The 26,990-nt window shown below is 60.6% G+C and carries 23 protein-coding genes and 1 riboswitch; of the genes, 5 read left to right on the top strand and 18 right to left on the bottom strand.

The window, feature by feature from the left end:
• Positions 1 to 105: 105 nt before the first annotated feature.
• From rsmA to EXY20_RS26640, 3 genes are all read right to left on the bottom strand, one after another.
• Positions 106 to 1,038: a 16S rRNA (adenine(1518)-N(6)/adenine(1519)-N(6))-dimethyltransferase RsmA gene (rsmA, locus tag EXY20_RS26650; protein WP_135555177.1), complete on the bottom strand. Its 933-nt coding sequence runs from the start codon at positions 1,036 to 1,038 to the stop codon at positions 106 to 108.
• Entirely contained in the window at positions 1,035 to 1,586 is a 552-nt protein-coding gene (gene rnmV / locus EXY20_RS26645) for a ribonuclease M5 (RefSeq protein ID WP_135555176.1), read from the bottom strand. Before rnmV ends, rsmA begins: the two co-directional genes overlap by 4 nt.
• A 185-nt stretch (positions 1,587 to 1,771) precedes the next feature.
• Positions 1,772 to 2,863, bottom strand: coding sequence for a 3D domain-containing protein (locus EXY20_RS26640; RefSeq protein ID WP_135555175.1), 1,092 nt, complete (start codon positions 2,861 to 2,863; stop codon positions 1,772 to 1,774).
• 288 nt (positions 2,864 to 3,151) lie between these two features.
• Positions 3,152 to 3,322: riboswitch (cyclic di-AMP (ydaO/yuaA leader) on the bottom strand.
• A 350-nt stretch (positions 3,323 to 3,672) separates the two neighbouring features.
• On the opposite strand from EXY20_RS26640, the gene EXY20_RS26635 reads away from it, so the two are divergent.
• Both EXY20_RS26635 and EXY20_RS26630 read left to right on the top strand, forming a co-directional pair.
• Positions 3,673 to 4,416, top strand: coding sequence for an ABC transporter ATP-binding protein (locus EXY20_RS26635; RefSeq protein WP_135555174.1), 744 nt, complete (start codon positions 3,673 to 3,675; stop codon positions 4,414 to 4,416).
• On the top strand, positions 4,413 to 5,642 hold the full coding sequence (locus tag EXY20_RS26630; protein WP_135555173.1) for an ABC transporter permease: 1,230 nt from the start codon (positions 4,413 to 4,415) through the stop codon (positions 5,640 to 5,642). Before EXY20_RS26635 ends, EXY20_RS26630 begins: the two co-directional genes overlap by 4 nt.
• A 9-nt stretch (positions 5,643 to 5,651) precedes the next feature.
• Here EXY20_RS26630 and EXY20_RS26625 read toward each other — a convergent pair whose 3' ends face one another.
• Both EXY20_RS26625 and EXY20_RS26620 read right to left on the bottom strand, forming a co-directional pair.
• Positions 5,652 to 6,419 carry a TatD family hydrolase gene (locus EXY20_RS26625; RefSeq protein WP_135555172.1) on the bottom strand — a complete coding sequence of 256 codons (768 nt, stop codon included), beginning with the start codon at positions 6,417 to 6,419 and terminating at the stop codon, positions 5,652 to 5,654.
• An 81-nt stretch (positions 6,420 to 6,500) separates the two neighbouring features.
• On the bottom strand, positions 6,501 to 7,778 hold the full coding sequence (locus EXY20_RS26620; RefSeq protein WP_135555171.1) for an HD domain-containing protein: 1,278 nt from the start codon (positions 7,776 to 7,778) through the stop codon (positions 6,501 to 6,503).
• 352 nt (positions 7,779 to 8,130) lie between these two features.
• Here EXY20_RS26620 and EXY20_RS26615 point away from each other — a divergent pair, with 352 nt between their 5' ends.
• A complete protein-coding gene (locus EXY20_RS26615; protein WP_135555170.1) occupies positions 8,131 to 8,385 on the top strand; it encodes an AbrB/MazE/SpoVT family DNA-binding domain-containing protein in 255 nt (84 codons plus the stop codon).
• Positions 8,386 to 8,524: 139 nt separating this feature from the next.
• Here EXY20_RS26615 and rsmI read toward each other — a convergent pair whose 3' ends face one another.
• The 13 genes from rsmI to EXY20_RS26550 all read right to left on the bottom strand — a co-directional run bounded on the left by rsmI (position 8,525) and on the right by EXY20_RS26550 (position 22,264).
• Entirely contained in the window at positions 8,525 to 9,421 is an 897-nt protein-coding gene (rsmI, locus tag EXY20_RS26610; protein WP_207671343.1) for a 16S rRNA (cytidine(1402)-2'-O)-methyltransferase, read from the bottom strand.
• Between the two features lie 64 nt (positions 9,422 to 9,485).
• Complete coding sequence (locus EXY20_RS26605) at positions 9,486 to 10,244, bottom strand: tRNA1(Val) (adenine(37)-N6)-methyltransferase (RefSeq protein ID WP_135555230.1); 759 nt, start codon at positions 10,242 to 10,244, stop codon at positions 9,486 to 9,488.
• 79 nt (positions 10,245 to 10,323) lie between these two features.
• The gene (locus tag EXY20_RS26600; protein ID WP_135555168.1) at positions 10,324 to 10,686 is read right to left on the bottom strand and encodes an initiation-control protein YabA; all 363 of its coding nucleotides are present in this window, start codon (positions 10,684 to 10,686) and stop codon (positions 10,324 to 10,326) included.
• A gap of 27 nt (positions 10,687 to 10,713) precedes the next feature.
• Positions 10,714 to 11,520: a PSP1 domain-containing protein gene (locus tag EXY20_RS26595; RefSeq protein WP_135555167.1), complete on the bottom strand. Its 807-nt coding sequence runs from the start codon at positions 11,518 to 11,520 to the stop codon at positions 10,714 to 10,716.
• A gap of 2 nt (positions 11,521 to 11,522) precedes the next feature.
• A complete protein-coding gene (gene holB, locus EXY20_RS26590) occupies positions 11,523 to 12,497 on the bottom strand; it encodes a DNA polymerase III subunit delta' (RefSeq protein WP_135555166.1) in 975 nt (324 codons plus the stop codon).
• A gap of 19 nt (positions 12,498 to 12,516) precedes the next feature.
• Positions 12,517 to 12,963 carry a YaaR family protein gene (locus tag EXY20_RS26585; RefSeq protein WP_135555165.1) on the bottom strand — a complete coding sequence of 149 codons (447 nt, stop codon included), beginning with the start codon at positions 12,961 to 12,963 and terminating at the stop codon, positions 12,517 to 12,519.
• Positions 12,964 to 13,017: 54 nt separating this feature from the next.
• Positions 13,018 to 13,347, bottom strand: a complete 330-nt coding sequence (locus tag EXY20_RS26580) for a cyclic-di-AMP receptor (protein ID WP_135555164.1) — start codon at positions 13,345 to 13,347, stop codon at positions 13,018 to 13,020.
• Between the two features lie 309 nt (positions 13,348 to 13,656).
• On the bottom strand, positions 13,657 to 14,292 hold the full coding sequence (tmk, locus tag EXY20_RS26575; protein WP_135555163.1) for a dTMP kinase: 636 nt from the start codon (positions 14,290 to 14,292) through the stop codon (positions 13,657 to 13,659).
• A gap of 334 nt (positions 14,293 to 14,626) precedes the next feature.
• On the bottom strand, positions 14,627 to 16,204 hold the full coding sequence (locus tag EXY20_RS40500; protein WP_328592598.1) for an aminotransferase class I/II-fold pyridoxal phosphate-dependent enzyme: 1,578 nt from the start codon (positions 16,202 to 16,204) through the stop codon (positions 14,627 to 14,629).
• Positions 16,205 to 16,366: 162 nt separating this feature from the next.
• Positions 16,367 to 16,561 carry a sigma factor G inhibitor Gin gene (locus EXY20_RS26565; protein ID WP_135555229.1) on the bottom strand — a complete coding sequence of 65 codons (195 nt, stop codon included), beginning with the start codon at positions 16,559 to 16,561 and terminating at the stop codon, positions 16,367 to 16,369.
• Positions 16,562 to 17,186: 625 nt separating this feature from the next.
• Positions 17,187 to 18,827 (bottom strand): response regulator, encoded by a 1,641-nt coding sequence (locus EXY20_RS26560; protein ID WP_167859545.1) that lies wholly within the window; start codon positions 18,825 to 18,827, stop codon positions 17,187 to 17,189.
• Positions 18,799 to 20,559, bottom strand: coding sequence for a sensor histidine kinase (locus EXY20_RS26555; protein ID WP_135555160.1), 1,761 nt, complete (start codon positions 20,557 to 20,559; stop codon positions 18,799 to 18,801). Before EXY20_RS26555 ends, EXY20_RS26560 begins: the two co-directional genes overlap by 29 nt.
• The gene (locus tag EXY20_RS26550; RefSeq protein WP_167859544.1) at positions 20,549 to 22,264 is read right to left on the bottom strand and encodes an extracellular solute-binding protein; all 1,716 of its coding nucleotides are present in this window, start codon (positions 22,262 to 22,264) and stop codon (positions 20,549 to 20,551) included. Before EXY20_RS26550 ends, EXY20_RS26555 begins: the two co-directional genes overlap by 11 nt.
• Positions 22,265 to 22,573: 309 nt before the next feature.
• Between EXY20_RS26550 and EXY20_RS26540 the strand changes: the two genes are divergently transcribed.
• Complete coding sequence (locus EXY20_RS26540) at positions 22,574 to 23,941, top strand: extracellular solute-binding protein (protein ID WP_135555158.1); 1,368 nt, start codon at positions 22,574 to 22,576, stop codon at positions 23,939 to 23,941.
• A gap of 89 nt (positions 23,942 to 24,030) precedes the next feature.
• Positions 24,031 to 26,976: an extracellular solute-binding protein gene (locus EXY20_RS26535; protein WP_235886208.1), complete on the top strand. Its 2,946-nt coding sequence runs from the start codon at positions 24,031 to 24,033 to the stop codon at positions 26,974 to 26,976.
• Positions 26,977 to 26,990 lie beyond the last annotated feature (14 nt).

Here is a 26,990-nt window from a genome sequence, read left to right as displayed (position 1 = left end):
CGTGTATCGTATGGCCGCATTGGGCGTTTGGTGCTACGGGCGCTGCGCCGGACTACGCGGGACGCATCCCGCAGAGCCTAGCGCAGCAAGGCGCCGCCGCCTTCCTCAGCGCTCACCGCCTGCGCCGCGCAAGTGGCGGCCGAGCGCATCGCTCAGCCGCGCAAACTCCTCCAGCGACAACGTCTCGCCGCGGCGTGACGGCTCGATGCCGACGCCCTGCAGAAGCGTCTCCAGCGCCTCGCGCTGCCCTTTGGCGAAGAAGCGGCTCAGCAGGTTGTTCGCCAGCGTCTTGCGGCGCTGCGCGAACGAAGCCTGCACGACGTCGAAGAACAGCGCCTCGTCCTCGACCGCAACCGGCGGCGTACGGCGCACGCGCAAGCGAATGACCGCCGAGTCGACGTTCGGCTGCGGCACGAAAACGGTGTGCGGCACGATCGCCACAAGCTCCGGCTCGCAATAATACTGCACGGCCACGCTCAGGCTGCCGTATTCCTTGCCTCCCGGCCGCGCCGCCATGCGTTCGGCCACTTCCTTCTGGATCATGACGACGATGTTGGCGAGCGGTAGACGAGCCTCCAGCAGCTTCATGAGAATGGGGGTCGTGATGTAGTACGGCAGGTTGGCCACCACGCTGACGCGGGACAGGCCGGCAAACCATTCCGCAAACCCGGCGGCCAAATCGAGCTTCAGCACGTCGCCATGCACGATCGACACGTTGTCGTAAGGCGCCAGCGTTTCATGCAGGATCGGCAGCAGCCGCTGATCGATTTCCACGGCGACCGCCTTGCCCGCCTCCCGCGCCAGCCGCTCGGTCAACGCGCCGATGCCGGGACCGATTTCGAGCGCGCCGCACGACTTGTCCAGCTCCGCGGCATCAACGATTTTGTTCAGCATGTTGCGGTCGATCAGAAAATTTTGCCCCAGGCTCTTCTTGAGCTGGAACCCGTGCCTGGCGATAATTTCTTTCGTTCGCGACGGCGTCGCAATATCCGACGACGACGACACCGGCGACATCGCGCGCCCCTCTTGTTCGTTCATTCATGACCCTCGCTTATCAACTGCTTATAGGCTTCGGCGAATTCCTCGCGCGAAATTTGAAACATGCGGCATCGCTTGTAAAACTGTTTGCCGTTGGCGTGGCCGATGCCGAGCAATAGCCCCATCCTTGCCCGGCGGCTCGACGCTTCGGGATGAACGATAAGCCCTGCCGCCACCAGATCGTCCCACGAGATGTGCGAGTCCGTTCGTTCGAAGTCGGTCTTCACTTCGCGCAGCGCCTTGCGGATCAACTCCGGCGACGCATGCTCGATGCCGATGTCGCCTTTGCCGTCCGTCGCTTCCTCCTGCGACAGGAACGCCATCTTGCAGCCCGGCACACGCGCGGCGATCAAACGACGCAACCGTTCGCCGGCATGGTCAGGATCGGTGAATATGATAACGCCGCGGCGCTCCCTGGCGAGCGCGATGCGGCGATAAATCGCTTCGTTGATGGCGGAGCCGCCCGTTTCGATCGTTTCGGCGTCCACCGCCCGGCGAATCGCAGCCGTATCGTCCTTGCCTTCAACCACGATGATTTCTTGGATCACGCAGCCGGCACCTCCCACGCAAAAAAGAAGAGGCGAATCGCCCCTTCTCTCGAATGCGGTCAAATTCAAATTTATTTTCTCATTCCGGCGGCGAAGACGCAACCTTTGCCCCGAAGCGAGCGTCATAACTAGTATACGTTGGGTATAAATCAGTACAGGCCGGTTCGGTTGCCAGACGGCTGCCGTTAGTCCGCCGTCGGCTTCTTCGGACCGATGACGTACACCGTATAGCCGCGCTTCATGCCGAACTTGTTCGCATAATCCATGCTGTTGTAATAAACATCGATCATGTTGCCTTTGACCCCGCTGCCGATATCTTCGGCGCGACGGAAGCCGATGCCTTCGATGTACACCCACCAGCCGAGTGGAATGACGTTTTTGTCCACGGCGATCGTAACGCCTTCGGTCGTCGTCGTGCCGGAATACGTCAGGCCGTAACCCGGATGGCCGCTCGACTTGCCCGTGGAAGCCGCATCGTTGGAATACGCGGTCAATGTGACGTTGTTGAGAATGCTCTTGTACGCGAACGACTGCCCGCTCTTGGTAACCGTGTCAATGTTGGGCGACGATGCGGACAACACGACGACCGGATTTTTCGTGCCGATGGCAACGATCTTGTCGACGCTCTCCGCTGCCGTCTTTTCGCCCACCACGTTCTGCGCCACCAGCTTGCCGTCTTCATAGACGTTTTCCTTGGTGACGATCTTCGTGCCTTCCTTGCCTTCCTGCACCGTCTGCTCCTTGCCCTTCAGCAAGGACGCGTCGCTCTTCGTCACGGTTTCGAACGCGATCGGAACGGATTCCTCTTCCTGGTCCTTCGTCACGCGCACGATCTTGACGGCGGACATCGCTGTCAGCGCGCCGTCCATCGACGGCTCGATCTTGTCTTCCGGTCCGAGCGATATATTTAAGTCCTGCAGTGCGCTTTCGACCGTCTTCCCGGATGTGTATAAGGTTTCCGTCTTTCCATCTGCGGTCACTAGGATCGGGGTCGTCTGCACGATGTTGACGCGATCGCCGTTCTTGATCTTGGCGGTTATGTCCATCGAGATTCGGTCATGCTCCCCGACCGAAATGGCTTGTTCATCCAGCAGGCGTCCCAGGACCCATTGCTTCGTGTGCACAACGGTTTCTTGTCCATTCAACACCACGGACACGCTTTTGGTAGCCGTTCCGTACAACAACATGAAAAACAGCGCGATAATCCCGCAGGAAATGCCGGCGATTATGCTGATGGTACGTGCGTTTTCATGCTTCCAACGCCATGCGAAGGTCATGCTGGATGATCGTTTTACATGGGTATCCCGAACTTGGCCAACTCCCACTTCTTCGGTCCTCCTTAACAAAAGCCCCGCCATCAACTGTAGTATATGATTTCGGTTAGACGCGACTCATCGTTTTTTATTTTCCTTGCTCAGCTGCTCCAATGCCGCCGCCCGCTCTCACCGGGCCGAACAACAATGGATAACGCCCCCCCTTAATGCATCAACTTGTACGGTTTCAAACGAAAAAGCCCCAAGAAGAGGTACTCTTCTCGTGGCGGCAGTGGCATGCACGACAATCGTAACCCCTCTCTTCACGCTTACGAGGTTAGCTGACGGATTCGGACGCGAGAGTTCGCCCTACGCGGCTCGAATGCACCGCGATTCACCCCTTTAACCATGATCGCGCCGGCTAAGGCGGCGATCATTTGCGGTTCCCCCGTTTTCCAAACGGAAACTCAGCGAATAGATCAGTTGGTTGCTATATGAAGTTATTATGAACTGTATAATAAGCCCTACCAGAGCCACCTGTAAAGAGCGCCCGGACGACGAATGCGGGTAAAATAGAAACAAATCCGGCTTTGGCAAGGATTTTGCCTGAGAAAACCCCACCTTTATCTCCGTCTTACGCTTCTTTTCACTGAATTTCACGCCATCTCAATTGAAAATGTGACTTTCACATCAAAATTATGATACGATTTGAGAAAAAGCTTCGCAAAAAAGGCGGTTATCCACAGGGACTTCAGGCCCAGAAAATCAACTATTCATTTCCATTTATTCCTTCCGCTGCGGCATGTCCGGCGGGACAATTTCGAGGAGCGAATATGAACACGATGCTGGAATTAACCGGGGTAAGCGGAGGGTATTTGGCGCACAAGCCGGTCATCCGCGATTTGCATTTTACGGTAGGCAGCGGCGAAATGGTCGGCCTGATCGGGCTGAACGGCGCCGGCAAAAGCACAACGATCAAACATATTCTCGGCTTGCTGCGGCCGCAGGCGGGACGGATCACCGTTAACGGGCACACGCTCGCGGAACAACCGCAAGCGTACCGGAGCGCCTTCGCCTATGTGCCGGAAGCGCCGGAGCTTTACGAGGAGCTGACGATCCGCGAGCATCTCGAATTGACGGCGATGGCGTATGGCATCGCCAAACCCGACTACGAACGGCGGGCGAAGCGCCTGCTGGAGCTGTTCGCCATGACGGAGAAGGCGGACAGCTTCTCGGCGCACTTGTCCAAAGGCATGAAGCAGAAAGTAATGATCATGAACGCGTTCCTGATCGAACCGGCGCTGTATGTGATCGACGAGCCGTTTCTCGGGCTCGATCCGCTCGGCATCCGTTCGCTGCTCGACCTGATGGTGCAGGAAAAGACAAAAGGCGCCAGCTTCCTGATCAGCTCTCACATTCTGTCGACAATTGAAAAATATTGCGACCGCTACGTCGTGCTGCATCGCGGCGATGTCCGGGCGGCAGGCACGCTGCGCCAAATCGGGGAAGCGGCAGGCTTGCCGGGAGCGCCGCTGGACGATGTTTTTCACCGGCTGGTGACGGAGGAGCGGCGATGACGGTTCTCGACACGAAGCGGCTCTGGCATACGCGGCGCAACGCCTTCTGGAAGGAAGCATCCTACTATTTGCGGTATGTCGCGCGGAGCAATTTCGGCGGTTTCCTGCTGCTGGTGCTGATCGTCGGCAGCATCTATTACCAGAAGGCGCTGCAGCAGCTGCCGACCACCTACCCGTACGAATGGATTTTGGCGCCGCTGGTCACCCTTATGCTGGCGGTTAGCCCTGTCCGCACCTATATGCGTGAAGCCGACCGCATCTTCCTACTGCCGGCCGAAGGGGCGATGCGCGGCTACTTCCGCTCCTCCCTGCGCTACAGCTTCGCCTGGCAGGCGGCGTGGACGCTGCTGCTAGGCCTGGCCGGCTGGCCGCTGTACGCGCACTGCCGCGGCGATGACGCCGCACCGCTCGCCGGCTTGCTCGCGCTGCTGCTCGCGGCCAAGGCGGCGTCGCTGCTCGGCGCGTGGCACGCCGGCCGGCTCGCGTTGCGCGCGCATCGCGGGCTCGCGGCGGCGCTGCGCTGGCTCATGTGCGCCGCCATCGCTTATGCCGCGTATGTGCGCGGGCCGCTCGCCGCGGCAGGGCTGCTGCTGGCGCTGGCCGCGGTTTATGCGGTTGCGCTGCGCCCGGCGGCTCGCCACAGCGTCGCCTGGGAATGGCTCATCGACCGCGAGCGGCGGCATGCCGGGGCGCATTACCGCTTCTACGGCTGGTTCATCGAAGTGCCGCATATGCCAAGACAGGTCAAGCCCCGGCGCTGGGCGACGGGGCTGACGCGAATGCTGCGCTTCGCGCCGGATCGGTACTACTTGTACTTATATATGAAGACTTTCCTGCGGACGGAATCGTTCGCCATCGCGCTGCGGCTGACGGCGGCCGGCATCGTGTTCCTGGTCGCCTTCCCGCAGCCGATCCCGGCGGCGATCGCCTATTTTCTTGCGGCGATGATGACCGCGGCACAGCTGTCCGGACTGGAGCAGGCGCACCGCTACTTGTTCTGGCTTCAGCTCGTGCCGGTGCAACCGGCGCAGCGCGTCGGCGCGCTCGTGCGTATCGCCTGCGCCGTGCTGCTGCTGCAAAGCGCCGCGTTCGACATCGCGCTGGCGCTGACGGCGCGCGACTGGCTGCCGGCGGCGCTTACCGTCGGCGGCGGAGCCGCGTATGCGGTGCTGTACGGCGGCGTGCTGCTGCGCCGCAAGCTGCGCAAACAGCTTGCTGCCGAGTAGCGATAGCGCTTATTTCAACCCAAGCAGCCGAATCGCATTGGCCGTCGTGACGGCCGCGATTTCCTCCAGCGTCATGCCTCTGATTTCCGCCGCGGCCTCGGCTACGAGTCGAACGTAAGACGTTTCGTTGCGTTTGCCGCGGTACGGATGAGGCGTCAAATACGGCGCGTCCGTCTCGAGCAGCAGCCGGTCGAGCGGCACCTGGGCAAGCACTTCCTTCGGCTGCTTCGCGTTTTTGTACGTGATCGGCCCGCCGAAGGAAATGTGGAATCCCAGATCGAGGCACAGCTTGGCCGTTTCCCAGCTGCCGGAGAAGCAGTGCATGATGCCGCCGACCTCGTCCGCCTTTTCCTCGCGCAGAATGGCAACCACATCCTGATGAGCGTCCCGGTTATGAATGACGATCGGCTTGCCGATCTGCCGCGCCAGCCGAATCTGCTCGCGGAACACGCGCTGCTGCACATCCTTCGGCGACGTGTCCCAATAGTAGTCGAGCCCGATTTCGCCGATGGCCACCACTTTTTCATGCTTGCACAAGGATGCAATCCACTCGAGATCGCCTTCGCGCATGTCGATCGCATCCTGCGGGTGCCAGCCGACCGCCGTGTAGACGAAGTCGTATCGTTCCGCAAGCGCCAGCGAAGTGGGGATCGTCTCGCGGTTGAAGCCGATATTGACGATCCGGGTCACGCCGTTAGCCATCGCGCGGCGAATCGCTTCGTCACGATCTTCGTCGAATGCCGAAGCGTTCATATGAGTATGGGTATCGGTTAGCATGGCTTCCGCCTCCTCGATAACGTGTTTCTTCATTATATTGCATTTTTTCTTGCAACCCCGATGCACAACGTTGCATACCGCCTACCATCCGAATCGCTGTTTCAACTGCTGCGACAACCGGCCGGATTCCGCCAGCTCCTGCGGATAATACAGCTGATGACGCCCCATGTGAATGCCACTGATGGAACGGACAATTTCCGAGCGGGTGGAAATTTCGTGCAGCTGATCGTTGTCGGCCAGCAGCCAGATTGGCAGCTTCTCGTCGCCGCCGTTCGGTCGATACACATCATAAGGAAGATCGGTCGGAAAATCAATCTCCAAGTAATAATCCGGATCGAACCCCATATCCGCCAAGGCGCCGCGCACCTCGTGCAGTTGATCCGCATCCACCTCGTCGAACGACGCATATTTGAACAGCCGGCGAAACATGAAGCGCGCGCACAAGTCAGCCAGAATGCCGTCCTTCTCTCGCGTCCACTGCATAAACGCGGTTTGCATGAACGCTTCGTCCAATTGCACATAGTCGTCCACGGTCATACGACTTTCGAATAACCGGGCAAGCGGCTCCAGTAAAAAACCGAACGAATAACCTTCCTCGTGCAGCGTGCGGGCGCGGATCAGTATTTTGTGAAGCAAAATTTCGGCGCTGCGGGTAACCGGATGGAAGTACACCTGCCAATACATTTGATAACGCGACATCAAATAGTCTTCCACCGCGTGCATGCCGCTTTCCTTGACGACGATTTGCCCGCGGTGGGGACGGACGACGCGCAGAATCCGCTCCAGGTCGAAGGTGCCGTAGTTGACGCCGGTAAAATAAGCGTCGCGCAGCAAATAGTCCATGCGGTCGGCATCAAGCTGGCTCGACACGAGGCTGATCGCGATCGGCTTGTCGTACGTTTTGGCGATGACGCCGGCCACCCGCGCCGGAAAATCGTCGCTCACCCGCCGCAGGATCGCATTCACTTCCGTGTCGCCGAGCACGAGCCGGCACGACCAGTCCTCGTGATGCATCGCAAACGCCTGCTCGATCGAATGCGAAAAAGGCCCGTGGCCGATATCGTGCAGCAGCGCCGCGCACAGGCACAGCAGCCGCTCTTCTTGCGGCCAGTCGGGGTAGCCGTTGCGCTCGAATTGCGAAATGATGCGGCGCACGATTTCGTATACGCCGAGCGAATGCGAGAACCGGCTGTGTTCAGCCCCGTGGAACGTCAGGAACGACGTGCCCAACTGGCGAATGCGCCGCAGCCGCTGGAACTCGCGGGAATTGATCAGCTCCCACACCGCTTCTTCTTGCACATAGATGTATTTATGCACGGGATCCTTGAATACTTTCTCTTCCGTCAGCTGATTTCGCATCGCCGTCGCCCGCCTTTCGCTCCCCATGTGACGCCATAATCCGTTGCCGCCTGTGGCGAATCAACGAAGAGTTGCGTCCATTTTTGTCGAATAACGTGTCCGCTCGTGTTGAGTAAAGTCAACTATTGTCGAAATATGTAGAATGAATAGATCTTGCATTTTACATTTACATTCGGATGCAACCCATTGCGTTATCGCGAAAGTTTCGCGTAAATATTGATGATTGCCCGGTATTTCCAGTATTTTTAGCAAAAAACAGGTTGACTATTTTGGGAATGGTTGGTATCATAAACATCGTGATCAGTGTCGAATAATGACGAAACGAACAGGGACCGAGAGGGGAAACTTTACCATGATGAAATCAACAGGAATTGTCCGCAAAGTCGACGAATTGGGTCGTGTCGTGATACCGATCGAACTGCGCCGCACACTTGGCATCGGCGAGAAGGACGCATTGGAAATTTACGTGGATGGCGAACGCATCATGCTGAAAAAATACGAGCCTGCCTGCATCTTCTGCGGCAACGCGGAGAACGTCATTTACTACAAAGGAAAAATTGTTTGTAATATTTGTGTCTCAGAAATGCCAACCCCTGTGACAAAATAAAAAAAATAAGGTATAATAGGTTTACGACATTGTTAATTCTAACCTTTTTCATATCTCCTCTAGTTCCCAGGCCGACAGGCTTGGGAAATTTTTTTGCTTCCGGCCGGTTGTCCGGCCATTCGCCCAACCGGCCAACCGGCTATAACAGCCGGTTGTATACCTCTCGCTTCGGTACGCCGAGATCGTTGGCCGCCCGTTTCATCGCGTCCTTCCGCGACTCGCCCTGCCGCTCGTAAGCCGCCACATGCTCCTCGAGCGGCAGCTCGGCCCACCAAGCCTCCGCCGCGTCGTCTGACGCAACGCTTGCGCCCCCTTGCACGACAATGCAATATTCGCCGAGCGGCGGATGCGCCGCCACATGCGCGATCGCTTGCGCCAATGTGCCGCGGCCCGCTTCTTCGTGGCGTTTGGTCAGCTCGCGCACGAGCGCTACGCGGCGGTCGCCGCCCCACGCCTCCGCCATCGCGGCCAGCGTGGCGGCGATGCGGTGCGGCGCCTCGTAGAAGAGCAGCGTTTCGGCTGCATGCGCCAAGCCGGCCAGCTCCTCGCGCAGCCGCTTCTTCTCGCGCGGCAGGAAGCCGACGAAGCGGAACCGTTCCGTCGGCAAGCCGGAAACGATCAGCGCCGACAAGGCGGCATTGGCGCCGGGCACCGGCACGACGGCGATGCCGGCGGCGATCGCTTGCGCCGCCAGCTCGCTGCCGGGATCGGAAATCGCCGGCAGTCCGGCGTCGGACACAAGCGCGACCGATTGCCCTTCAAGCAGCAGGCGGACAAGCTCCGGCCCGCTCGCTTCCTTGTTGTGCTCGTGGTAGCTGACAAGCCGCGTGGCGATTTCGAAATGCGTCAGCAGCTTGCGCGTCTGCCGCGTATCCTCCGCCGCGATCAGGTCCGCTTCCTTCAGCGTGCGTACGGCGCGGAACGTCATGTCCTCCAGGTTGCCGATCGGCGTCGCCACCAAATACAACGTGCCGCGGCCTTCCTGGGGGGTGAAGCTTTTGCACACCGAAAAGCTTGCCTGTCCGTCCGGTTCCATCGCGCCGTCCGGCTCGCCGCCTGCGCCGGCAAATTCCCCGCGGACGGCTTTGATTTTTTCCCCTTTACCCCGGCTGCGTGCCGCCATCGCGCTCGTTCCCTCCGTTGTAAATCCGGTATATTTCGTCCGTATACGTCTCGCCGCTGCTGTAGACGACAAGCGGCGGCAGCATCCGCAGCTCCGGTTTGCCGTCCTTCGACGCCTCGATCAGCACCATGTTCGCTTCTTCGTTCACCCGAGGATGGACGAACCGCATGCGTTTGGGCTCCAGCTTGTACTTGCGCATCAGCAGCACGATATCGATCAGCCGCGACGGCCGATGCACCATCGCCACCTTGCCGCCGGTGCGGACGAGTCGGCTGCAAGCCGCGACGACGTCCTCCAGCGTGCAGTAAATTTCATGCCGCGCGGCGGCGAGGTGATGGTTGACGTTCTGCTCGCCCGTCGTTACCGGCAAGTAGGGCGGGTTGACCGTCACCGCATCGAAGCGGCCGTAGCCGAGAGTCTGATGGATGTCGCGCAGATCGCCGCGGATCATTTCAAGCTGCTCCGACAGCCCGTTCAGCGCCACGTTGCGCGTCGCCATCTCGTACAGCCGCTCCTGAATTTCGACGCCGCGGATGCGCGCCTTCGTCCGGGTGGTCAGCAATAGCGGCACCACCCCGTTGCCGGTGCACAAATCCAGCATTTCGCCGCGCCCCGGCACCGAACAGAAGCGCGCAAGCAGCACCGCGTCCATGGAGAAGCAGAAGACGTCGTCGCTTTGTATAATTTGCAGCCCTTCGGCCATTAAATCGTCCAGCCGTTCGCCCGGCTGCAGCATGATCGTTGGCTTCACGCGTTTCCTCCCGCCCGCCGCACTCGAAAACGCCGCAGAGACTGAATCGTCCCTACGGCGCACGTTATTTATGAAAGAACGATAAGCAAAACATGCATTCCCCTTCGGTGCGAAGGTGACCGTAATTGACGTTGCAAATATGAAAGCCTTCCGAATACAGCCGGGCCAGGTTGTCGTACCCTTCGCCGATTGCCGGCTGCGACTCCTTGCCGCCGCGAACCGGCCCCTCTTCCGGATGCGCGTTTTCCGCCGCCGGCTCGGTACCGCGTCGCATCAATTTGCGCAGCTGTTGGTTCTCGATGGCAAGCCGCTGGTTCTCCTCCAGCAGCTGCACGATTTGCTTCTTCAGGGAGCTGAGGTCGGCATAAGCGTCCCCCATGCTTGTTTCGATATGCTCCAGCTGTGCGAATAGTTCGTTCTTGTTCACGGTGTCACCTCGGCAGGGGCAGCGTCCTTATTCCTGTTCCGCAACGTCTTCGGCAGGAAATTCCATCACTTTGTTATTATGGTCGAACAAGAGCACTCTTACCTTGCGTTCCTCGGGCTGGATTCCGACCACCTTGCCGTTGCCCATCGAAGTCACGACGATCCTGCCTACTTTTGGCAAATCTACTTTGCCGCTTTCATAGTTGTCGTGTTCATACTTCAAGCAGCACATCAGGCGGCCGCATAGACCGGAAATTTTCGTCGGGTTGAGCGACAGGTTCTGGTCCTTGGCCATCTTGATCGAAACCGGTTCGAAATCGCCGAGAAAGGTCGAGCAGCACAGCAGCCGGCCGCAAGGGCCGATGCCGCCAAGCAGCTTGGCCTCGTCGCGCACGCCGATCTGCCTGAGCTCGATGCGCGTGCGGAAGATGGCGGCCAAATCCTTGACCAGCTCGCGAAAATCGACGCGCCCTTCGGCGGTAAAGTAAAAAATCACTTTGTTGCGGTCAAACGTATATTCCACGTCCACGAGCTTCATCTTCAGCCCGTGTTCCTTTATTTTCTCCTGGCAGATGCCGAAGGCGTCCTTCGCCGCTTTCTTGTTGCCTTCGACCAGTCGCGCATCGTCGTCGCCGGCAATGCGAATGACCTTCTTCAGCGGCAGCACGACGTCCTGTTCGGGGACTGTACGTTTGCCGATGACGACTTTGCCGTACTCGAGGCCGCGCGCCGTATCGACGATCACGTGCTGGTCCTGGCCGACCGGCAGGTCGCTCGGATCGAAGTAAAACACTTTGCCGGCTTTCTTGAATCGCACTCCTACGACAGCGTACACGGCTACCCCCCCTGTATGTCAAGTAACATGCTTTCGAGCGCGAGCTGCGGATTCGCATGGAACCGGAGCCGCTTCTGCGTCTCCACCGCCCGATCCATCCACCGCACCCATTCTCCCGCCGCGCGGGAAAACGCCTGTCCGGCCATCCAATCCGCCTGATCGCCGTATATCAAGTGGTCCTTGCGACCATAATGAAGATGCACCATGTCCTTGCACCAAAGCATCCACATGTCGAGCAGCACCGGCAGCCGTTCGCCGAGCTCCGACTTGACCAGCTTCTGCACCGAAAGCAATGCTTCTGGAAAGCGGGTTGCCGCTTCCTTAGCCAATTGTAACACTACATTTCTCGCTTCCGCAAACCATTCCGCTTGCGCCAGCTCGCGCGCGGCGTCGACGCCGGCCGCCAAATGCACCGCGGGCCATACGACCGCGGGAGACAGTCCTTCGCGCAGCAGCGCGTCGGCCATCGTCCGCCGGTCCGGCGGCACGAATGCGACCCACTGGGCGCGGGAACGAATCGTCGGCAACAGCGCGTTGCCGTTCTCCGTCAACAGAATCGCCAGCGCTCCCGTTTGCGGTTCTTCCAGAAATTTAAGCAGGCTGTTGGCCGCTTGGACCGTCATCCGATCGGCATCCTGCAAAATATATATTTTGGTCAGCGCCGACGTCGAGCGGTAGGCGAACTTCTTCTGCAGCTCGCGAATCTGCTCAATCTTGATCGATGCGCCGTCCGGTTCGACGATATACAAATCCGGGTGGTTGCCGTGCTCCACCTTGCGGCAGTTCAGACAAGCGCCGCAAGCGTCGTCTGTCCGCTCCGTGCAATAAATCGCTTGCGCCAGCTTGAGCGCCGTGCGCTTGCGGCCGGAACCGGACGGACCGCTGAATATATAGGCATGGGACAAGCGGTTGCCGCGCAGCGCGTTCTGCAGAACTTGCTTGGCCCGCGTTTGCCCCGGGATCGTAGCAAAAGACATCTGGCATCGCCTCGTTTGTTTAAAACAGCAAATTGATCAGCATGCCGCGAATTTCGCCGATCGTGTTCAGCAGCTCGATGCGGCCTTGCTCCTGCTCCAGCAGTTCGTCCGCCAGCTGCATCAGCTTGGCATCGATCTCTTCGAGCAGCTTGTACCGCTTGCTGCGGCCGCGGCGGTCCCAGCCGCGCGTATCTTTCAGGCCGACGCTGCGGCGGGCCGTTTCTTCGAGAAATTTCTTCACGAGCAGCTTATATTGCCGCAGCTCGCGAACCGTCATCGTGCGGCTGAGCCGCTCGCTCTGCAGGTGAATCTGCTCGATCATCCGCGACAGCTCGCTGGCGCCCGCCCGGCCGTCATGCTGCTGCATCATGTCAGAGAACGTGCGCTGCTGCACATTCAAGCCGCCGCCGTTATCGGGCAGCTTGAGCTCCTTGCCGATCGGACGCCAGCCGGGGTTGATTTTCATCGCGTGTCTCCGTCCTTTGAACGCTGGGTTGACCGCAAGCCGGTTCGGCCCCGCTTAGAAGTGCTCGAACCGCTCGACCGGTACGACGAATACCGCTGCCCCGCCCACCTGAACCTCCACCGGAAAAGGGATGTAGGAGTCGGTCGTGCCGCCCATCGGCGAAACCGGAGTCACCAATTGATCGCGCACCTTGCAGTTCGACTTGATGACTTGCATGACGTCGGCCACCCGTTCGTCTTCGATACCGATCATGAACGTGGTGTTGCCCGCCCGCAGAAAACCGCCCGTACTGGCCAGCTTCGTCGCGCGGAACCCATCCTTGATGAGCGCACCCGACAAGCGGTTGCTGTCCTTATCCTGAACAATTGCGATAACGAGTTTCATGCAGGATCCCTCCTAGAAAGGTTTGCGATACATCCCCTGCTGCCTCCCCGCGAGCAAAACTTGCTTCGGAAGCATATGCCAAGGTTTTTGCGATGCTCGGCGGCAGTCGCCATTTGTTGGGAAATAGGCCTATCTCCATTATACTGTAAAAGCCACATTTCCCCAAGTAGGCGCTTATCCCGCTTTCATCCGGCATTTACCCCGATTTTTGAAACAATATCGCGCATTCCCTTCAAATTGTTCGGCGGATGCTCTTATTCTATCAGATTGCAGGCGCGAACGGGGCGGAAGCCGCCAGGGAAATTGTTGTCAGCCAAAAAGTTTGCCCACTGCCGCCCGGGCATCCGCTGTAACTGCCGCTTCGGATTGACTGGCGTCGATGCGCACGATCCGCTGCGGATAACGTTCCAGCAGAAGATGATACCCTTCGCGCACCAACCGGTGAAACGCAAGCGACTCCAGGTCGAGCCGGTTGATTTCGCGGCCTTGGCCGGCTTGCACGCGGGCGAGGCCGAGCTCCGGCTCGATATCGAGCAGCAGCGTCAGCTCCGGCATCATGCCGCCGATCGCAAACGCGTTGACCGCCAACACCTCTTCGATGCCCAGGCCGCGGGCATGCCCTTGGTAAGCCAGGCTGCTGTCGAGAAACCGGTCGCACAGCACAACGGCGCCGCGGGCCAGCGCAGGCGCGACTTTCTCGACCAGGTGCTGCCGGCGCGCCGCCGCGTACAGCAGCGCTTCGGTACGCCCGTCCATCGCCGTATGGCGCTGGTCGAGAATGACTTCGCGGATGCGTTCGGCTATTTCGATGCCGCCCGGCTCGCGCGTCACGACGATGTCGCGCCCTTCCGCCGCGAGCATGTCGGCGACGTGGCGGATGACCGTCGTTTTGCCGGCGCCTTCGCCGCCTTCGAATGTAATGAACCGGCCGCTTGCTGGTGACATTATGGTGGCTCCTTATGGGGTGGATTTAGTTGTTGTTGGGCTGCTGCTTGCGCGTAGCGGTACGGCAGCGATGTCGGGGCACTTCGGGCGCGGGCGCGCGGCTGGCGTCAACTTGCATGCTCCCGCCTGGCTCGCAGCAAGCTTTAAAAGCAAACATGCTCTTAAAAACGAGCCTACCTGTGCAAGTCACGCTTGTAAATGCAAAAATACATTAAGCGAAAACCCATTTACCGATTTATAGTCGATATTCGGAATGTTACGTGCATTTTTGCATTTAAGTTGGAAAATTAGGGGTTATCGCGCTTCTTTAGAGCAAAAATGCGCTTAAGCTCACTCATTCTCGCACGCCGATATGCTCGATGTCGCCGTCGGCGGCGCCTTGGAAACGGGCGCCCGTTGCGGCGAGCGACTGCAAGTACTGCACGGTCGCCGGCGTGATCCGCTCGCCCGGGTACAACACCGGGATGCCCGGCGGATACGGCACGATCATCTCCGCCGCAACAAGGCCGGCCGCGTCCCGCAGCGCGACGCGCCTCGTGCCGGCGCCGTCCGCGCGCGGCAACCGCATCGCCGCCGGCGCGGAGATCGCCGGCGTCTCCGGCTCCGCGGCGCCGGCCGGATCCGGCGCCGCCGCGTCCCGCTGCGCCAGCCGAAACTCGCCGGCGATGGCGGCCAGCGCCGCAAGCAGCCGCTGCGCGTCGGCTTCGCGAGACGCGAAGCTGAACAGCAGCAGCGCGTAGCGCGGGTCCGCCATCTCGCCGACGCAGCCCCGGCGGCCCAGCTCTTCCAGCAAGCGGAAGCCGGAGAGGGTGCCGGTCGCGTCGCACAGCGCCGCCTTGAACGGATCGAGCGCGGCGAACGCGCTCGATCCGGGCACAAGGCAAACGGCGCGGAACATCGGAAGCTCGGCCAAGCCGCGATGAAACAACCGAACGGCGCGCAGCCCGCGTTCGAGCAGCGCCCTGCCGTCCGTGTGCAGCAGCCGGCGGCTCCAGTCGAGCGACGCCATGATCGGGTAGGACGGGCTCGAGCTTTGCACGACCGCCAGCCGCTGCCGCAGCAGCCCGGCGTCGACGCGGCCGCCGCGCACATGCAGCATGGCGCCCATCGTCAGGGCGCCCATCATTTTGTGCGTCGATTGCACGACGACGTCCGCTCCTTGCGCCAGCGCAGACGCCGGCACGTCCGGATGAAAGCCGAAATGGGCGCCGTGCGCCTCGTCCACCAGCAGCGGCTTGCCGTGCGCATGGACGATCGCCGCGATTTCCCGCAGGTCGGACGCCATGCCGTAATAGTTCGGATTCGCCAGCAGCACGCCAGTCGCATCCGGATGCGCCGACAACGCGGCGGCCACGTCCTCCGGCCGCACGCCGGCAGCCAGACCAGACGGCTCGTCCCGGCGCGGCGGCAAAAACACCGCCCGGGCCCCCGCCAGCATCAGCCCGTTGATGACCGACTTGTGCACGTTGCGCTGCACGATGACGATCTCGTCCGGCGCGCATACCGCCAGCACCATCGCCAAATTGCCGGCCGTACTGCCGCCGACAAGAAAAAACGTTTCATCCGCCCCATAACAATCCGCGGCCAACCGCTGCGCGTCGGCGATCGGACCGCTCGGATCATGCAGATCGTCAAGACCGGGAATTTCCGTAAAATCAATGGCCATCACATCACGGAACAGGCGTCCCGCTCCGGCCAACGGATCAAGCACTGCCGCCGCGTCCCCCGCCTGTTCCGCCGCTTCCGGGCGCAATGCCGCGCCCGACTTATGGCCGGGCACATGAAAGCTCGTCCCGCCGCGCCGCGCTTCGGCGAGCAGCACTTCGACGAGCGGTGCGCTCCGCTTGTCCATTCGTTCTCCCCCAAGCTGCCTGACAACATTCGTACCCGGCTGTTTTCTCCTATTGTACATCATCGGCCGCCTGTTTCGCGCGCTCTTTTGCATCTCATCCATGCAGCTTGAGCCGAACAAAACCGACCAAACAAAAACACGCTCCCGGCGGAAGCCCTCACCGGGCTCCATCAGGAGCGTCGTCCGCGTTGTCGAAACGGAACATGCCAAGCATGCCTCCGACTACGCATCTTTCTGGTACCAGATTCGTTTCATTTGGTGAATGAAGAACGGATACCGGGCATCCCGCACATCCGTGCGCACCATCTCCGCCTCGCATTCCTCGCAGATGAACTCCGACACGATCACGATGCCGTTCTCTTTGTCGTGCCCGCAAATAATGCAAGTTTTGCCGTCGTTCCGCTCTGCGTCATCCATCCAATCGCCCGTTCGATCCGCATGATCGGTCATGCGCGCAACACCTCGATTCTTCCTTCCTATCTATCAGTATATCCTATTGCGCCGTTCCTATACGACCCCTGAAAGAGCGTCAATCGATATACTTCATCCTATGCAGGCGCGGAAGGCGTGGTGTATGTACGAAAACGACGGGTGGGAACGCAGCAACAGACGGCCATCTGCAAAAGCGACCGCTCCGGAGGGACAAAGCTGCCAGGTTAAAGCGGAATAGTGGAAATGCCTGCGGAATAGTGGGGTGACTGCGGAATAGTGGGGATGACTGCGGAATAGTGGAGATGACTGCGGAATAGTGGAGATGACTGCGGAATAGTGGAGATGACTGCGGAATAGTGGAGATGACTGCGGAATAGTGGAGCGGGTAGCAGAATAAGCCACTTTTTATGGCCTATTTGGCCAAAAAAGGTGGGGGTTCCACGAAATAGCCAGTGATTTCACTGGCTATTCCCGTCAAAACACCCGAATCACCGCCATTTGACCCAAATAACCAGTGTTTTCACTGGTTATTTGTTCCTCGATGGGCGAAATGGAGCGAATAAGCCATTTTTCATGGCTTATTCTAGCGTCATTCTGCCCCAGCCCCGCGTCAGCTGTCGCGAAACTCCTGCGGCGTGACGCCGAAATGGTTGCGGAACGTCTTGATAAAATGCGGCGTGCTCGCGTACCCGAGCTGGGCGGCGATTTCGTACACTTTGTCCGCGCCGGACTTCAGCAGATGGGCCGCCTTGTCCATCCGCAGCCGGAACAAGTAGTCGCTGAGCGCTTCGCCCGTTTCGGCCTTGTAAATTTTCGACAGGTAGACCGGGTGCATATAGACATGGTCGGCGATCGCCTGCAGCGACACGTCGACGGCCAGCTTGGAATCGATGTACGCCCGCACCTGGCGGACGATCTCCGCCCGGCCGCCTTTCACTTCGCGCTGCATGTCCTCCTTCAGCCTGGCGAGCGCGCGCAGCGTCCAGTCGCGGACGGCCGCAAGATGCCGATGCTCCGCATGGCGCTCGACGAACAAGGCGTCGTCGCCAAGCAGATCGGCCAGCTGCCGCCCGTTCTTGTGCGAATAGAAGTAAAACGCCGAAGCGGCCGTATGCACGATTTCGGCCAAATGCTCGCCGGTATCGCCCGCATGGCCGGCCAATTCGTCGAATACGGCCTGCAGGCGGCTGCGGGCCGCGTCCCATTGCCCGCCTTCGAGCAGCCGGATCAGCGCCGGCGGCTCGTGCAGCGATTGAATCGGCGTCACATACACGTGCGCCGGCGTTTCCCCCGGCGTCACGAACAGCTCGTGGTCGCTGCCCACGGTGCGCCGCATGGCCAGCACCATCGTTTCGTACATCGGCGCGATATCGTCCGGCAGTCTCCCCCATCGGCCGACGATCAGCGAAACGCGCCCCTTCAGATACAAGCCGACGTAATGCTGCAGCTGCATGGACAGCCGCTCCACCCACTTCTGCCGGTGCCGCTCCCAATCGTCGGTTTCGGCCATGACCTGGCGCTCGATGTCGGCCTTCATCTTCAGCAGCACGACCAAATAATGATGGTGGTCGCGGCACGACCACATGTCGAAGTAGGTGCCGAATATTTCCTCCATCATGTTGACGATTGCGTATTCGAACAACGGCAGGCTGTCCGGACTGTACTCGTAGAACGATTGCTCCAGCCGCACGGTCATCATCGACACATTGTCCCCCGCGGCAAACGGAAGCTGCAGCCCGGCCATCTTGTCGTTCAGCGCCCCGTCGTCCGGCCGCTTGTCCCGCAGCAGCCGGCACAACAGATGGTCGCGCAGCAGCGGCAAATGCTCGCGCAGCGTCTGCGTCGTACGCCGGCTCGAGCTGACGTCCTCCCACTCCCGGCGCAGCTTCTCCTGCGCCCGGCGAATGGCCGCAATCAGTTCGGCGTCGTCGACCGGCTTGAGCAAGTAGTCTTCGGTGCGCTGCCGAATCGCCTCCGCCGCATAATGAAATTCCGCGTGGCCGGACAGCAGGATGCATTTGCAATGCGGCCAGCGCTCCCGAATTTGTTCGATCAGCTGCAAACCGTTCATGCCGGGCATCCGAATGTCGGTGATGACGATGTCGATCGCGTGGCTGCGCAGCAGCTGCAGCGCTTCGTAGCCGGAATAGGCTTTGTGCACGGCGCCGACGCCGAGCTCCTCCCACGGCAGCGAAAGATGAAGCGCCTCCAGCGCCGATTCTTCATCGTCGATCATCAATACCTGGTGCATGCCGCTCCCCTCCGCCTCTTTTGCCATTCGTCGTTCGTGGCCAATAAATCGCCGCCGTCAGGCCGCCTTCCTCGGAGCGGACCAGCTCCAGCCCGGCCTCGCGCCCGAACTGGTACATGACGCGCTGGTGCACGTTCCAGACGCCGAAGCCGACACCCTCCTGCAGCGGCAGCTGCAAATGCCCGCGCAGCTCGGCCAGCTTCTCCTCCGTCACGCCGACGCCGTCGTCCGCCACGACGAGCCGGTACGTCGCGTCGGTCATTTCGCCGCGAATCGCGATCCAGCCTTCGCCATGCTTCGGCTCCAGCCCGTGGACGACGGCGTTCTCCACGAGCGGCTGCAGCAGCAGACGGGGAATATCGAGCGCCAGCATCGCCTCCGGCACGTCGATCCGGTAATGAATTCGTTTCATGCGCATCCGCATGATGCCGAGATACCGGTCGATCAGCTCGATTTCTTCGCCGATCGGCACCAATTGGTTTTCCAGCCGGGTAACGTAACGGAAATATTCGCCGAGCCGCACCGACATGTCGATCACGGCCCGTTCGTCGCCGATGACCGCCATATTTTTGATGAACGACAGGCAGTTGTACAGAAAATGCGGATTAACCTGCGCCTGCAGCAGCTTGAACTGCGCCTCCTTCGACTGGATCTGCTCGAGATACACCGTTTCGATCAGCTGTTGGATCTGGTCGGCCATGCCGTTGAACTTTTCGAAGAAATAACCGAATTCGTTGCGCGGCTTGTGCGCGATGCGGGCGGCAAAATTGCCTTCCGACAGCTTCTGCAGATATCGCATCAGCACCTTGATCGGCGCTTGCACGTTGCGGTACAGCAGGAACGAAACGGCGACGCTGAGCGCCAGCAGCAATGCGATGGACGAGTAGAACAGCACGTTGCTCCGGCGGATGGGCGCCATAATTTCGTGCAGCGGCAAATAATCGACCGCGTACCAGCCGAGGGCGGCGGACTTCATTTTGACCACCAAATAACTGCGGCCGTCGATATCCATCTGAAAGGCCGTCTGCTCCGCGTCCGTCTGCCGCAGCCGCGCCTCGATGCTGTCCATGACGAACAGGTTGGCCGACCGGTTGGCAATGCGGGTGTACGCCGGGTGATACAGGAACGGATCGCTTTGGCCGCTCGTCTTGTACTTGTCGAGCATGTCGACCAGCGATTCGTTCGAGAAGCGCGATTCGACGATCAGCCGCGCTTTCTCCGGCGCTTCGAAGGCGGTGACAGGGATAACGGTGAACAGGACGAAGCTCTTCACGCCCGCCTTGTCCGGCCGGTATAACCAGTCGCGGCTTACGGTTTCGCGCAGGTAACGTTCGCTGTAAACGCCCGGACCGCTCACGGACAGCTCCTGGCGCGATTGCGGCGCATAAACGGTAAGCCGGTTGATCCAATCGACGGACGCCGCCTGCGTCGCCAATTTGTTCAGCACGTTGTTCTTGACGACGACGCCGTCATAGGAAGTGCCGTACAGGTCGATATTGACGAAGTCGGCCAGCGCCGAGTCGCGGCTCAGCACGAACGCGTTGCTGGCGATCTGTTCGACGCGCGTGTCGATCTGGTTCAGAAAGAACAGCAGCCGGTTGCTTTCGCTGTCCTGGATCTTGTCCTTCATAACGCTGCGGGAGACGAAGTTGGAATAGGCGTAAAGCGCCGCGATCGGGACGAGCAGCAGCAGGACGAGCAGCACGATTTTGCTGAAAATGTTAATGCGCACGAACGTTCTCCCCGTACCAGGCTTCCACTTCCTCCGTAATCCGGTCGCCGCCGCTTTCCCGCCAGCGTGTGACGAACTCGTCGAATTTGCCGATGTCGTACGTGCCGTAAATGATTTTCTGGAAGGTGTCGTTTTCCATATTTTTCAGCGCTTCCTGCCGCTCCTGCATCAGCTCGGTCGCCGGGCCCATGTACAGATTGCCGGCCTGCATCTCCTTCTGCCCGGAGACGTAACGAACGGCTTGCATCTCCTGCGGCGTGGCGATGGCGGCCATAAACTGCTCGTAAGGCGTCTTCATCGGCTGACCGGCGATCAGCTTCAGGTACGTTTTCATCTGCAGGGACGGGATGCGCGCGGCATTGCCCGTGAGCGTATACGCCGAAGGCTTGACGACGATGCCGTCCTGGAATTTGGCCGCCTCCTTCGCCGCTTTGCCGCCCTCCAGCACATAGTCGTAGCCTTCGGCGAAGCCGTACGCAAACTCCCCGCCGGGCGGCGGGTCGGCAAACTGCTCGTACAAATAATTCATGTACGTGAAGTAAATTTCCGGATGCGCCATCTCCTTGCTGATCAGCATGACGTTGGAATGGTTCAGCATGCCGCCGATCCGCGTCGTCCCTCTGTCCCCGACCGGCAGCGGATAAGGCGCGACCTTCGCCCCCGTCACCTGCTTCTCCGTGTCCCGCAGCGGCCAGGCGTACATCCACGTCGGCCCGGCGATCATGCCCGCCTTCCCGGACGTGAACAACTCCGACGCATTGAGCGAATTGTGGATGCCGGCGTCGCGGCTGAGATAGCCGCGGGCCATCCACTCGCTCAACCGGGCCAGCGCCGGCTTCATGCCGGGATCGATCGAACCGTACTCGATGTTTCCTTCGGCATTCCGCCCCCAAACCGCCGGCAGCGCGTCGCCGTACATGCCGAAAACCCAGTCGTTGCGCACCCAGGGCAAGGCGCGGTAGGTCAGCGACGGGAACATATCCTTCAAGCTGAGCGCAAGCGCCACCGTGTCGTTAGCACCATTGCCGTCGGGATCTCCGTTCGTAAACGCTTCCATGACGCGCTCCAGCTCGGCGGCATTGCGCGGCGCGGACAGGCGCAGCCGGTCCAGCCAGTCCTGGCGAATCCACAGCACCGGGTCGCTCATGCCGGCGTAATCGTAAACCGGCAGCGCATACAGCCGGCCGCCGCGCGTATAAGGCAGCATGTCGCCGGCCGATTCGGCCGCGGCTTCCTTCCAGCGCTCCGACGCATAACGCTCGAACAGGTCGTCCACCCGGCGAAAACGGCCCGAGTCGATCAATTCCTGGGCGAAGGAGCCGGAGACGTTGACGATGTCCGGAAGCGGCTCGCTCCTGGCCAACGTCTGCCGCAGCTTCGTTTCGAACGCCCGCTGCTCCGCCATCGTCGACCACAAATAACGGATGTCGATGCCGAGCCGGTCGAGCGCCCAGCGGGTATGCACGTTATGCTCGATCGTTTCGCCGTTCTTGAACGTTACATTCGGTCCGACCACGGCGACGGTCGTCAACTGGACCGGCGGATCGTATTTGATCCCGTTCATCGGCAGCGCGCGGCCGTCGTAGGCCGCCTTCCGCTCCGCCTCCGCGCCGCCCCGCATCGCGTCCCGCAGCAGGAGCGCGGCGCCCGCCACAAGCAGCGCCCCCGCGCAGCCCGCCCACAGCCGCTTCCGCCATTTTGCCATCGCTTTCGTCCGCCTCCCGCTTCTGCCGGCTTGCACGCTTTCCTGTCTCCGGGACCTCCGCAAGTTTCCCTCTCATTATAAACGACATCCGCCTTCATCGGCGCGGCCGACCTCCCCCATCGGCGAAAAAGCTGTCAAAACGATATCCCGCTTCACAAAAAGCAACCGAGGACGCGGCCGTTGCCGAATTCGCGCCGCCGTTCCGCTAAGGAATCGATATCGTTGTTGCCTTTCGGTTCTGTCTCCCGCAGATGAGCCCCACTACACTGAAAGGGGAATAACCACTTTCGATTTCATGGGGGGATCGCAATGAAACAGGTGAGAACGACCGCGCTGGCGGCGATGGCGGCAGCGGCGGCGCTTGCCGTAACGGCATGCGGCGGCAATACGAGCGGGACGAGCGGCAGCGGCGGCAGCAGCCCGTCCGTCAAGCCGAGCGCGAGCGCAACGGCCAGCGTACAGCCGGCGCCAACGGCGAAGAAGATCGATCTTGGCGGGCAGAAGATCCGCATCGCCGCCAACTTCGACGACACGCCGAAGGACGATTCGCCCATCGGCAAGGCGCGCATCGAGAAGCAGAAGGAAGTGGAAGCGAAGTACAACGTCAAGGTCGAATACGTCAACATCCCGCAGAAGGAAATCCAGGACAAATTCACGACGAGCATCCTCGCCGGGGAACCGATCGCCGAAGTGATGCGGCTGGCCACCAGCGTGCTGCCGAGCATGGGCGAAAAAGGCATGTTCCTGCCGCTGGAGGATTTGACCGAGCTGAACAACGAGAAAAATTTCCCGCTCGATTTCATGAAACGCGTCGGCTCGTACAAAGGCAAAACGTACGGCTTCTCTACCGGCTTCGGCCATTCCTTCGGCATTTATTACAACAAAACGCTGTTCCAGAAAAACGGCCTGACCGACCTGCACGAACTGGTGGACAAAAAAGGCTGGACCTGGGCCGCCTTCGAAGAAGTCGCCAAAAAAGCGACGCGCGACGCGGACGGCGACGGCAAAATCGACACCTGGGGCTTAAGCGCGTTCGCCGCCGACTTCGCCCAGGGGCTAATCGCCGCCAACGCCGGCGAAATCGTCGACGACAAGGGCGTCGTGCAGCTTGAAAGCGCCAATACGATGGAAGCGATGAACTTCTTCAACAAGCTGTTCAACGAGTCGAAGGTCGTGCGTTTCGTCAATCCGAACGACTGGGGCGAGCAGCGGAAGTTTTTCACCGAAGGCAACGTCGCCATGGTGCCGGGTTACGCGTACGAAGGCGCCGATTTGAAAAAATCGATGACGAACGTCAAGTGGGGGTACGTGCCGTTCCCGATCGGGCCGAAGGCGACGGACTACGCTTCCGCTTACAGCCAGATCCCGATGTACTTCATTCCGAAAGGCGCCAAAAATCCGAAGGAAGTACTGCAAATCTGGAAGGAGCTGCAGCTGTGGGACAAACAGGCGGAAAGCCAGATGAACTCGTGGGAAGTATGGCTGGACAACGCCGACGACATCGCCACGGCCAAGCTGCTGTCGACGAAAACGGTGCCGGTGCCGATCGCCGCATTCCCCGGCTTCCCGTTCGCGAACATGACGACCAGCGTCGCCAAAGGCGAAACGACGCCGGCGGCCGCAATCGCCAAAATCAAGCAGGAAGCCCAGGCCAAGGTTGACGCCGTGCTTAAATAGAACGGCCCGAACAGCTTCGTCCTCCCGGCGCGGACGGCGAAGCTGTTCGGCTTGACCGCCACCTACTACCGGGAAAGGAGGAATCGGCCATGCAACCAATCGCCCCAAGACGCAAATGGCTGACGATGGCGGCGTTAGCCGTATCGGTCGCCGCTGTGTCCTCCCTGCCGGCGGCGTCGCCATGGCAGCCGAACGCCGAAGCGGCGGGCAGCGCCGCCGCTGCCGCCGTCGCCCCGGCGACCGGGGCAACGGGCGGCGCCGACCCGCTCGTGTCGATTCGCGCGAACGGTTACGACGGCTATTTAGCCGCTCACGCCGGCGATCCCCGCCCGAACGAAACGATCACTATCGAGGCAGAGTCGTATCGGCGCGTGGAAGGCATGCCCTCCGAAGCGGTCGCCGCTTTCGAAGGTTCTCCCGGGCTGGCGATCCGCACCGCGGAAAGCGGCTCGATCGAATGGGAAGTCGACGTGAAGCAAGGCGGACTGTACCGGATCGGCGTGCGGTATTACCCCGTCGAAGGCAAAAGCTCGGCGATCGAACGCGAGCTGCGCATCGACGGCAGCCTGCCGTTCCGCGAAGCGGAAAGCTTGCTGTTCCCGCGCGTCTGGTCCAACGAGAAGGAGACGATCGAGCGGGACAACCGCGGCAACGATTTGCGCCCGCGCCAGAAGGAAGCCCCTTCCTGGCAGTTCGCCGTACTGCAGGATCCGGAGGGCTACTTCAGCGAACCGTACGAGTTCTCTTTGACTCCCGGCAAACATACGCTGACGCTTGTTTCCGTGCGCGAGCCGATGCTCGTCGACTCGATCCGGCTGTTCACCGCCGGCAGCGCGCCGGTCTATGAAGAATTGAAACGGCAATACGCCGAACAAGGGTATGCCCGGCCGGAGGATGTGCTGGTCAAGGTGCAGGCCGAGGCGGCCGTCGCCAAATCGTCGCCGACGCTGTATCCGCTGGCCGACCGGGCAAGCCCGACGACCGAACCGTCCGACGTCTCCGACCTGCGGATCAATACGATCGGCGGCTACAACTGGCGGCAGCCCGGGCAATGGATCCGCTGGGAAGTCGACGTGCCGCAGGACGGCTTGTACCGCATCGCGTTCAAGAGCCGGCAAACGTGGCTGCGCGGCCTTTATTCGACCCGGCGGCTGACGATCGACGGCCAGGTCCCTTTTGCCGAGATGGAGCGAATTCCGTTCTACTACCACGCCAATTGGCAGATGACGGCGCTCGGCGGCAAGGACGATCCGTACTTGTTCCATCTGACCAAGGGCAAACACCAGCTGCAGCTGGAAGTGACGCTCGGCGAGCTGGCTCCGCTGCTGCGCCGCGTCGAGGCAAGCACGCTGGAAATCAACGACATGTACCGCCGCATCGTGATGATTACCGGCGTCAATCCGGATAAGTTCCGCGACTACCAGCTGCACAAGCAGCTTCCCGATCTGGTCGACACGTTCCGCCGCATCAGCGGCGAGCTGTACGCCGTCTCCGCGGAGCTGGCGAAGGTCGCCGGCGAGAAAAGCGACCAGACGGCCGTGATCGACAAGATGGCGTATCAGTTGAAGGATATGGCGAACAAGCCGGACTCGATCCCGCAGCGGCTGACGCAGTACAAAATCAACGTCGGCGCGCTCGGCACCTGGATGCTCAGCGCCAAGGAGCAGCCGCTCGACCTCGATTATTTGCTTGTCGCTTCGGCGGACGCCAAGCTGCCGAAGGCCGACGCCTCCTTCCTGCGCAAAGCGGCGCATGAGCTGTCGGCGTTTTTCCTCTCCTTCTTCACCGACTACGACAGCATCGGCAACGCGGCCGAAGGCGCACACCCGGTCACCGTATGGATCGGCACCGGACGGGACCAGGCGCAAGTGCTGAAGGCGATGATCGACGACACGTTCACCCCGCTGACCGGCATCAAGGTCGACCTGAAGCTCGTGCAGATGTCGATGCTGCTGCCCGCCACGCTCGCCGGCAAAGGGCCGGACGTGGCGATGCAAGTTGGCAACGACTTGCCGGTCAACTATGCGATGCGCGATGCGGCTTACGATCTGTCGAAGTTCCCGGACTACCCGTCCGTTGCGGCCCGCTTCCGCGACAGCGCCAACGTACCGTACCGGCTGGGCGGCGGCGTCTTTGCACTGCCGGAGCAGCAGGTGTTCAACATGCTGTTTTATCGCAAGGACATTTTTGCCGCGCTGCACTTGCAGCCGCCGGAGACGTGGGACGACGTGTACCGGCTCATCCCGGCGCTGCAGAAGAAGCGGCTCGACTTCGCCTTCCCGCTGGAGCAGGAGGAGAACCATGCGGTCAATCTGGTGCCGAACGATACGTTCTCCATGCTGCTGTTTCAGTCCGGCGGCAGCTTCTACAACCAGGAGATGAACGCCAGCGCCCTGACGTCGGAAACGGCGATGAAGGCGTTCAAACAGTGGACGGAGCTGTACACGAACTACAAGCTGCCGCTCAAGTTCAACTTCCCGAACCGGTTCCGCACCGGCGAAATGCCGATCGGCGTGGCCGATTACACGCTGTACAACAACCTGACCGTCTCCGCGCCGGAAATTCGCGGCCTGTGGGAGTTTCTGCCGCTGCCCGGCGTCAGGCAGCCGGACGGCACGATCCGCCGGGAAACGGCAAGCACGGGCAGCGGCACGATGATGCTGCAAGCGTCGGAGCACAAGGACGATGCCTGGACGTTCATGAAATGGTGGACGAGCAAAGAAACGCAAGTGCGCTACGGGCGCGAGATGGAAGGCTTGATGGGCGCCGCCGCGCGTTACCCGACCGCCAACATCGAGGCGCTGGAGGAGCTGCCGTGGCCGGTCAAGGATTACACCCGCCTGTCCGAGCAATGGCAATGGGTGCAAGGCGTACCCGAAGTGCCGGGCGGCTATTTCACCGGGCGCCAGCTCGACAACGCGTTCCGCGAGGTGACCAACTCCGGGACGAATACGCGCGAGGCGCTGGACGATTACACGCGCTACATCGACGAGGAAATCGCGCTGAAGCGCAAGGAGTTCGGCCTTGCAAACTAGACGGGAGGTGCGAG

The sequence above is a fragment of the Paenibacillus cymbidii genome (assembly GCF_004764705.1).
In the GTDB taxonomy this organism is placed as follows: domain Bacteria; phylum Bacillota; class Bacilli; order Paenibacillales; family NBRC-103111; genus Paenibacillus_AN; species Paenibacillus_AN cymbidii.
The sequence above is the reverse complement of the archived record's forward strand: the minus strand, read 5'-3'. Positions and strand labels throughout refer to the sequence as shown.

Coding starts and splice junctions, on each gene's coding strand:
- rsmA (WP_135555177.1), bottom strand. CDS start 1,038: ATGAACGAACAAGAGGGGCGCGCGATGTCGCCGGTGTCGTCGTCGTCG.
- EXY20_RS26640 (WP_135555175.1), bottom strand. CDS start 2,863: ATGACCTTCGCATGGCGTTGGAAGCATGAAAACGCACGTACCATCAGC.
- EXY20_RS26635 (WP_135555174.1), top strand. CDS start 3,673: ATGAACACGATGCTGGAATTAACCGGGGTAAGCGGAGGGTATTTGGCG.
- EXY20_RS26630 (WP_135555173.1), top strand. CDS start 4,413: ATGACGGTTCTCGACACGAAGCGGCTCTGGCATACGCGGCGCAACGCC.
- EXY20_RS26625 (WP_135555172.1), bottom strand. CDS start 6,419: ATGCTAACCGATACCCATACTCATATGAACGCTTCGGCATTCGACGAA.
- EXY20_RS26620 (WP_135555171.1), bottom strand. CDS start 7,778: ATGCGAAATCAGCTGACGGAAGAGAAAGTATTCAAGGATCCCGTGCAT.
- EXY20_RS26615 (WP_135555170.1), top strand. CDS start 8,131: ATGATGAAATCAACAGGAATTGTCCGCAAAGTCGACGAATTGGGTCGT.
- rsmI (WP_207671343.1), bottom strand. CDS start 9,421: ATGGAACCGGACGGACAGGCAAGCTTTTCGGTGTGCAAAAGCTTCACC.
- EXY20_RS26605 (WP_135555230.1), bottom strand. CDS start 10,244: ATGCTGCAGCCGGGCGAACGGCTGGACGATTTAATGGCCGAAGGGCTG.
- holB (WP_135555166.1), bottom strand. CDS start 12,497: ATGTCTTTTGCTACGATCCCGGGGCAAACGCGGGCCAAGCAAGTTCTG.
- EXY20_RS26585 (WP_135555165.1), bottom strand. CDS start 12,963: ATGAAAATCAACCCCGGCTGGCGTCCGATCGGCAAGGAGCTCAAGCTG.
- EXY20_RS26580 (WP_135555164.1), bottom strand. CDS start 13,347: ATGAAACTCGTTATCGCAATTGTTCAGGATAAGGACAGCAACCGCTTG.
- tmk (WP_135555163.1), bottom strand. CDS start 14,292: ATGTCACCAGCAAGCGGCCGGTTCATTACATTCGAAGGCGGCGAAGGC.
- EXY20_RS40500 (WP_328592598.1), bottom strand. CDS start 16,204: ATGTACAATAGGAGAAAACAGCCGGGTACGAATGTTGTCAGGCAGCTT.
- EXY20_RS26565 (WP_135555229.1), bottom strand. CDS start 16,561: ATGGATGACGCAGAGCGGAACGACGGCAAAACTTGCATTATTTGCGGG.
- EXY20_RS26560 (WP_167859545.1), bottom strand. CDS start 18,827: ATGCACCAGGTATTGATGATCGACGATGAAGAATCGGCGCTGGAGGCG.
- EXY20_RS26550 (WP_167859544.1), bottom strand. CDS start 22,264: ATGGCAAAATGGCGGAAGCGGCTGTGGGCGGGCTGCGCGGGGGCGCTG.
- EXY20_RS26540 (WP_135555158.1), top strand. CDS start 22,574: ATGAAACAGGTGAGAACGACCGCGCTGGCGGCGATGGCGGCAGCGGCG.
- EXY20_RS26535 (WP_235886208.1), top strand. CDS start 24,031: ATGCAACCAATCGCCCCAAGACGCAAATGGCTGACGATGGCGGCGTTA.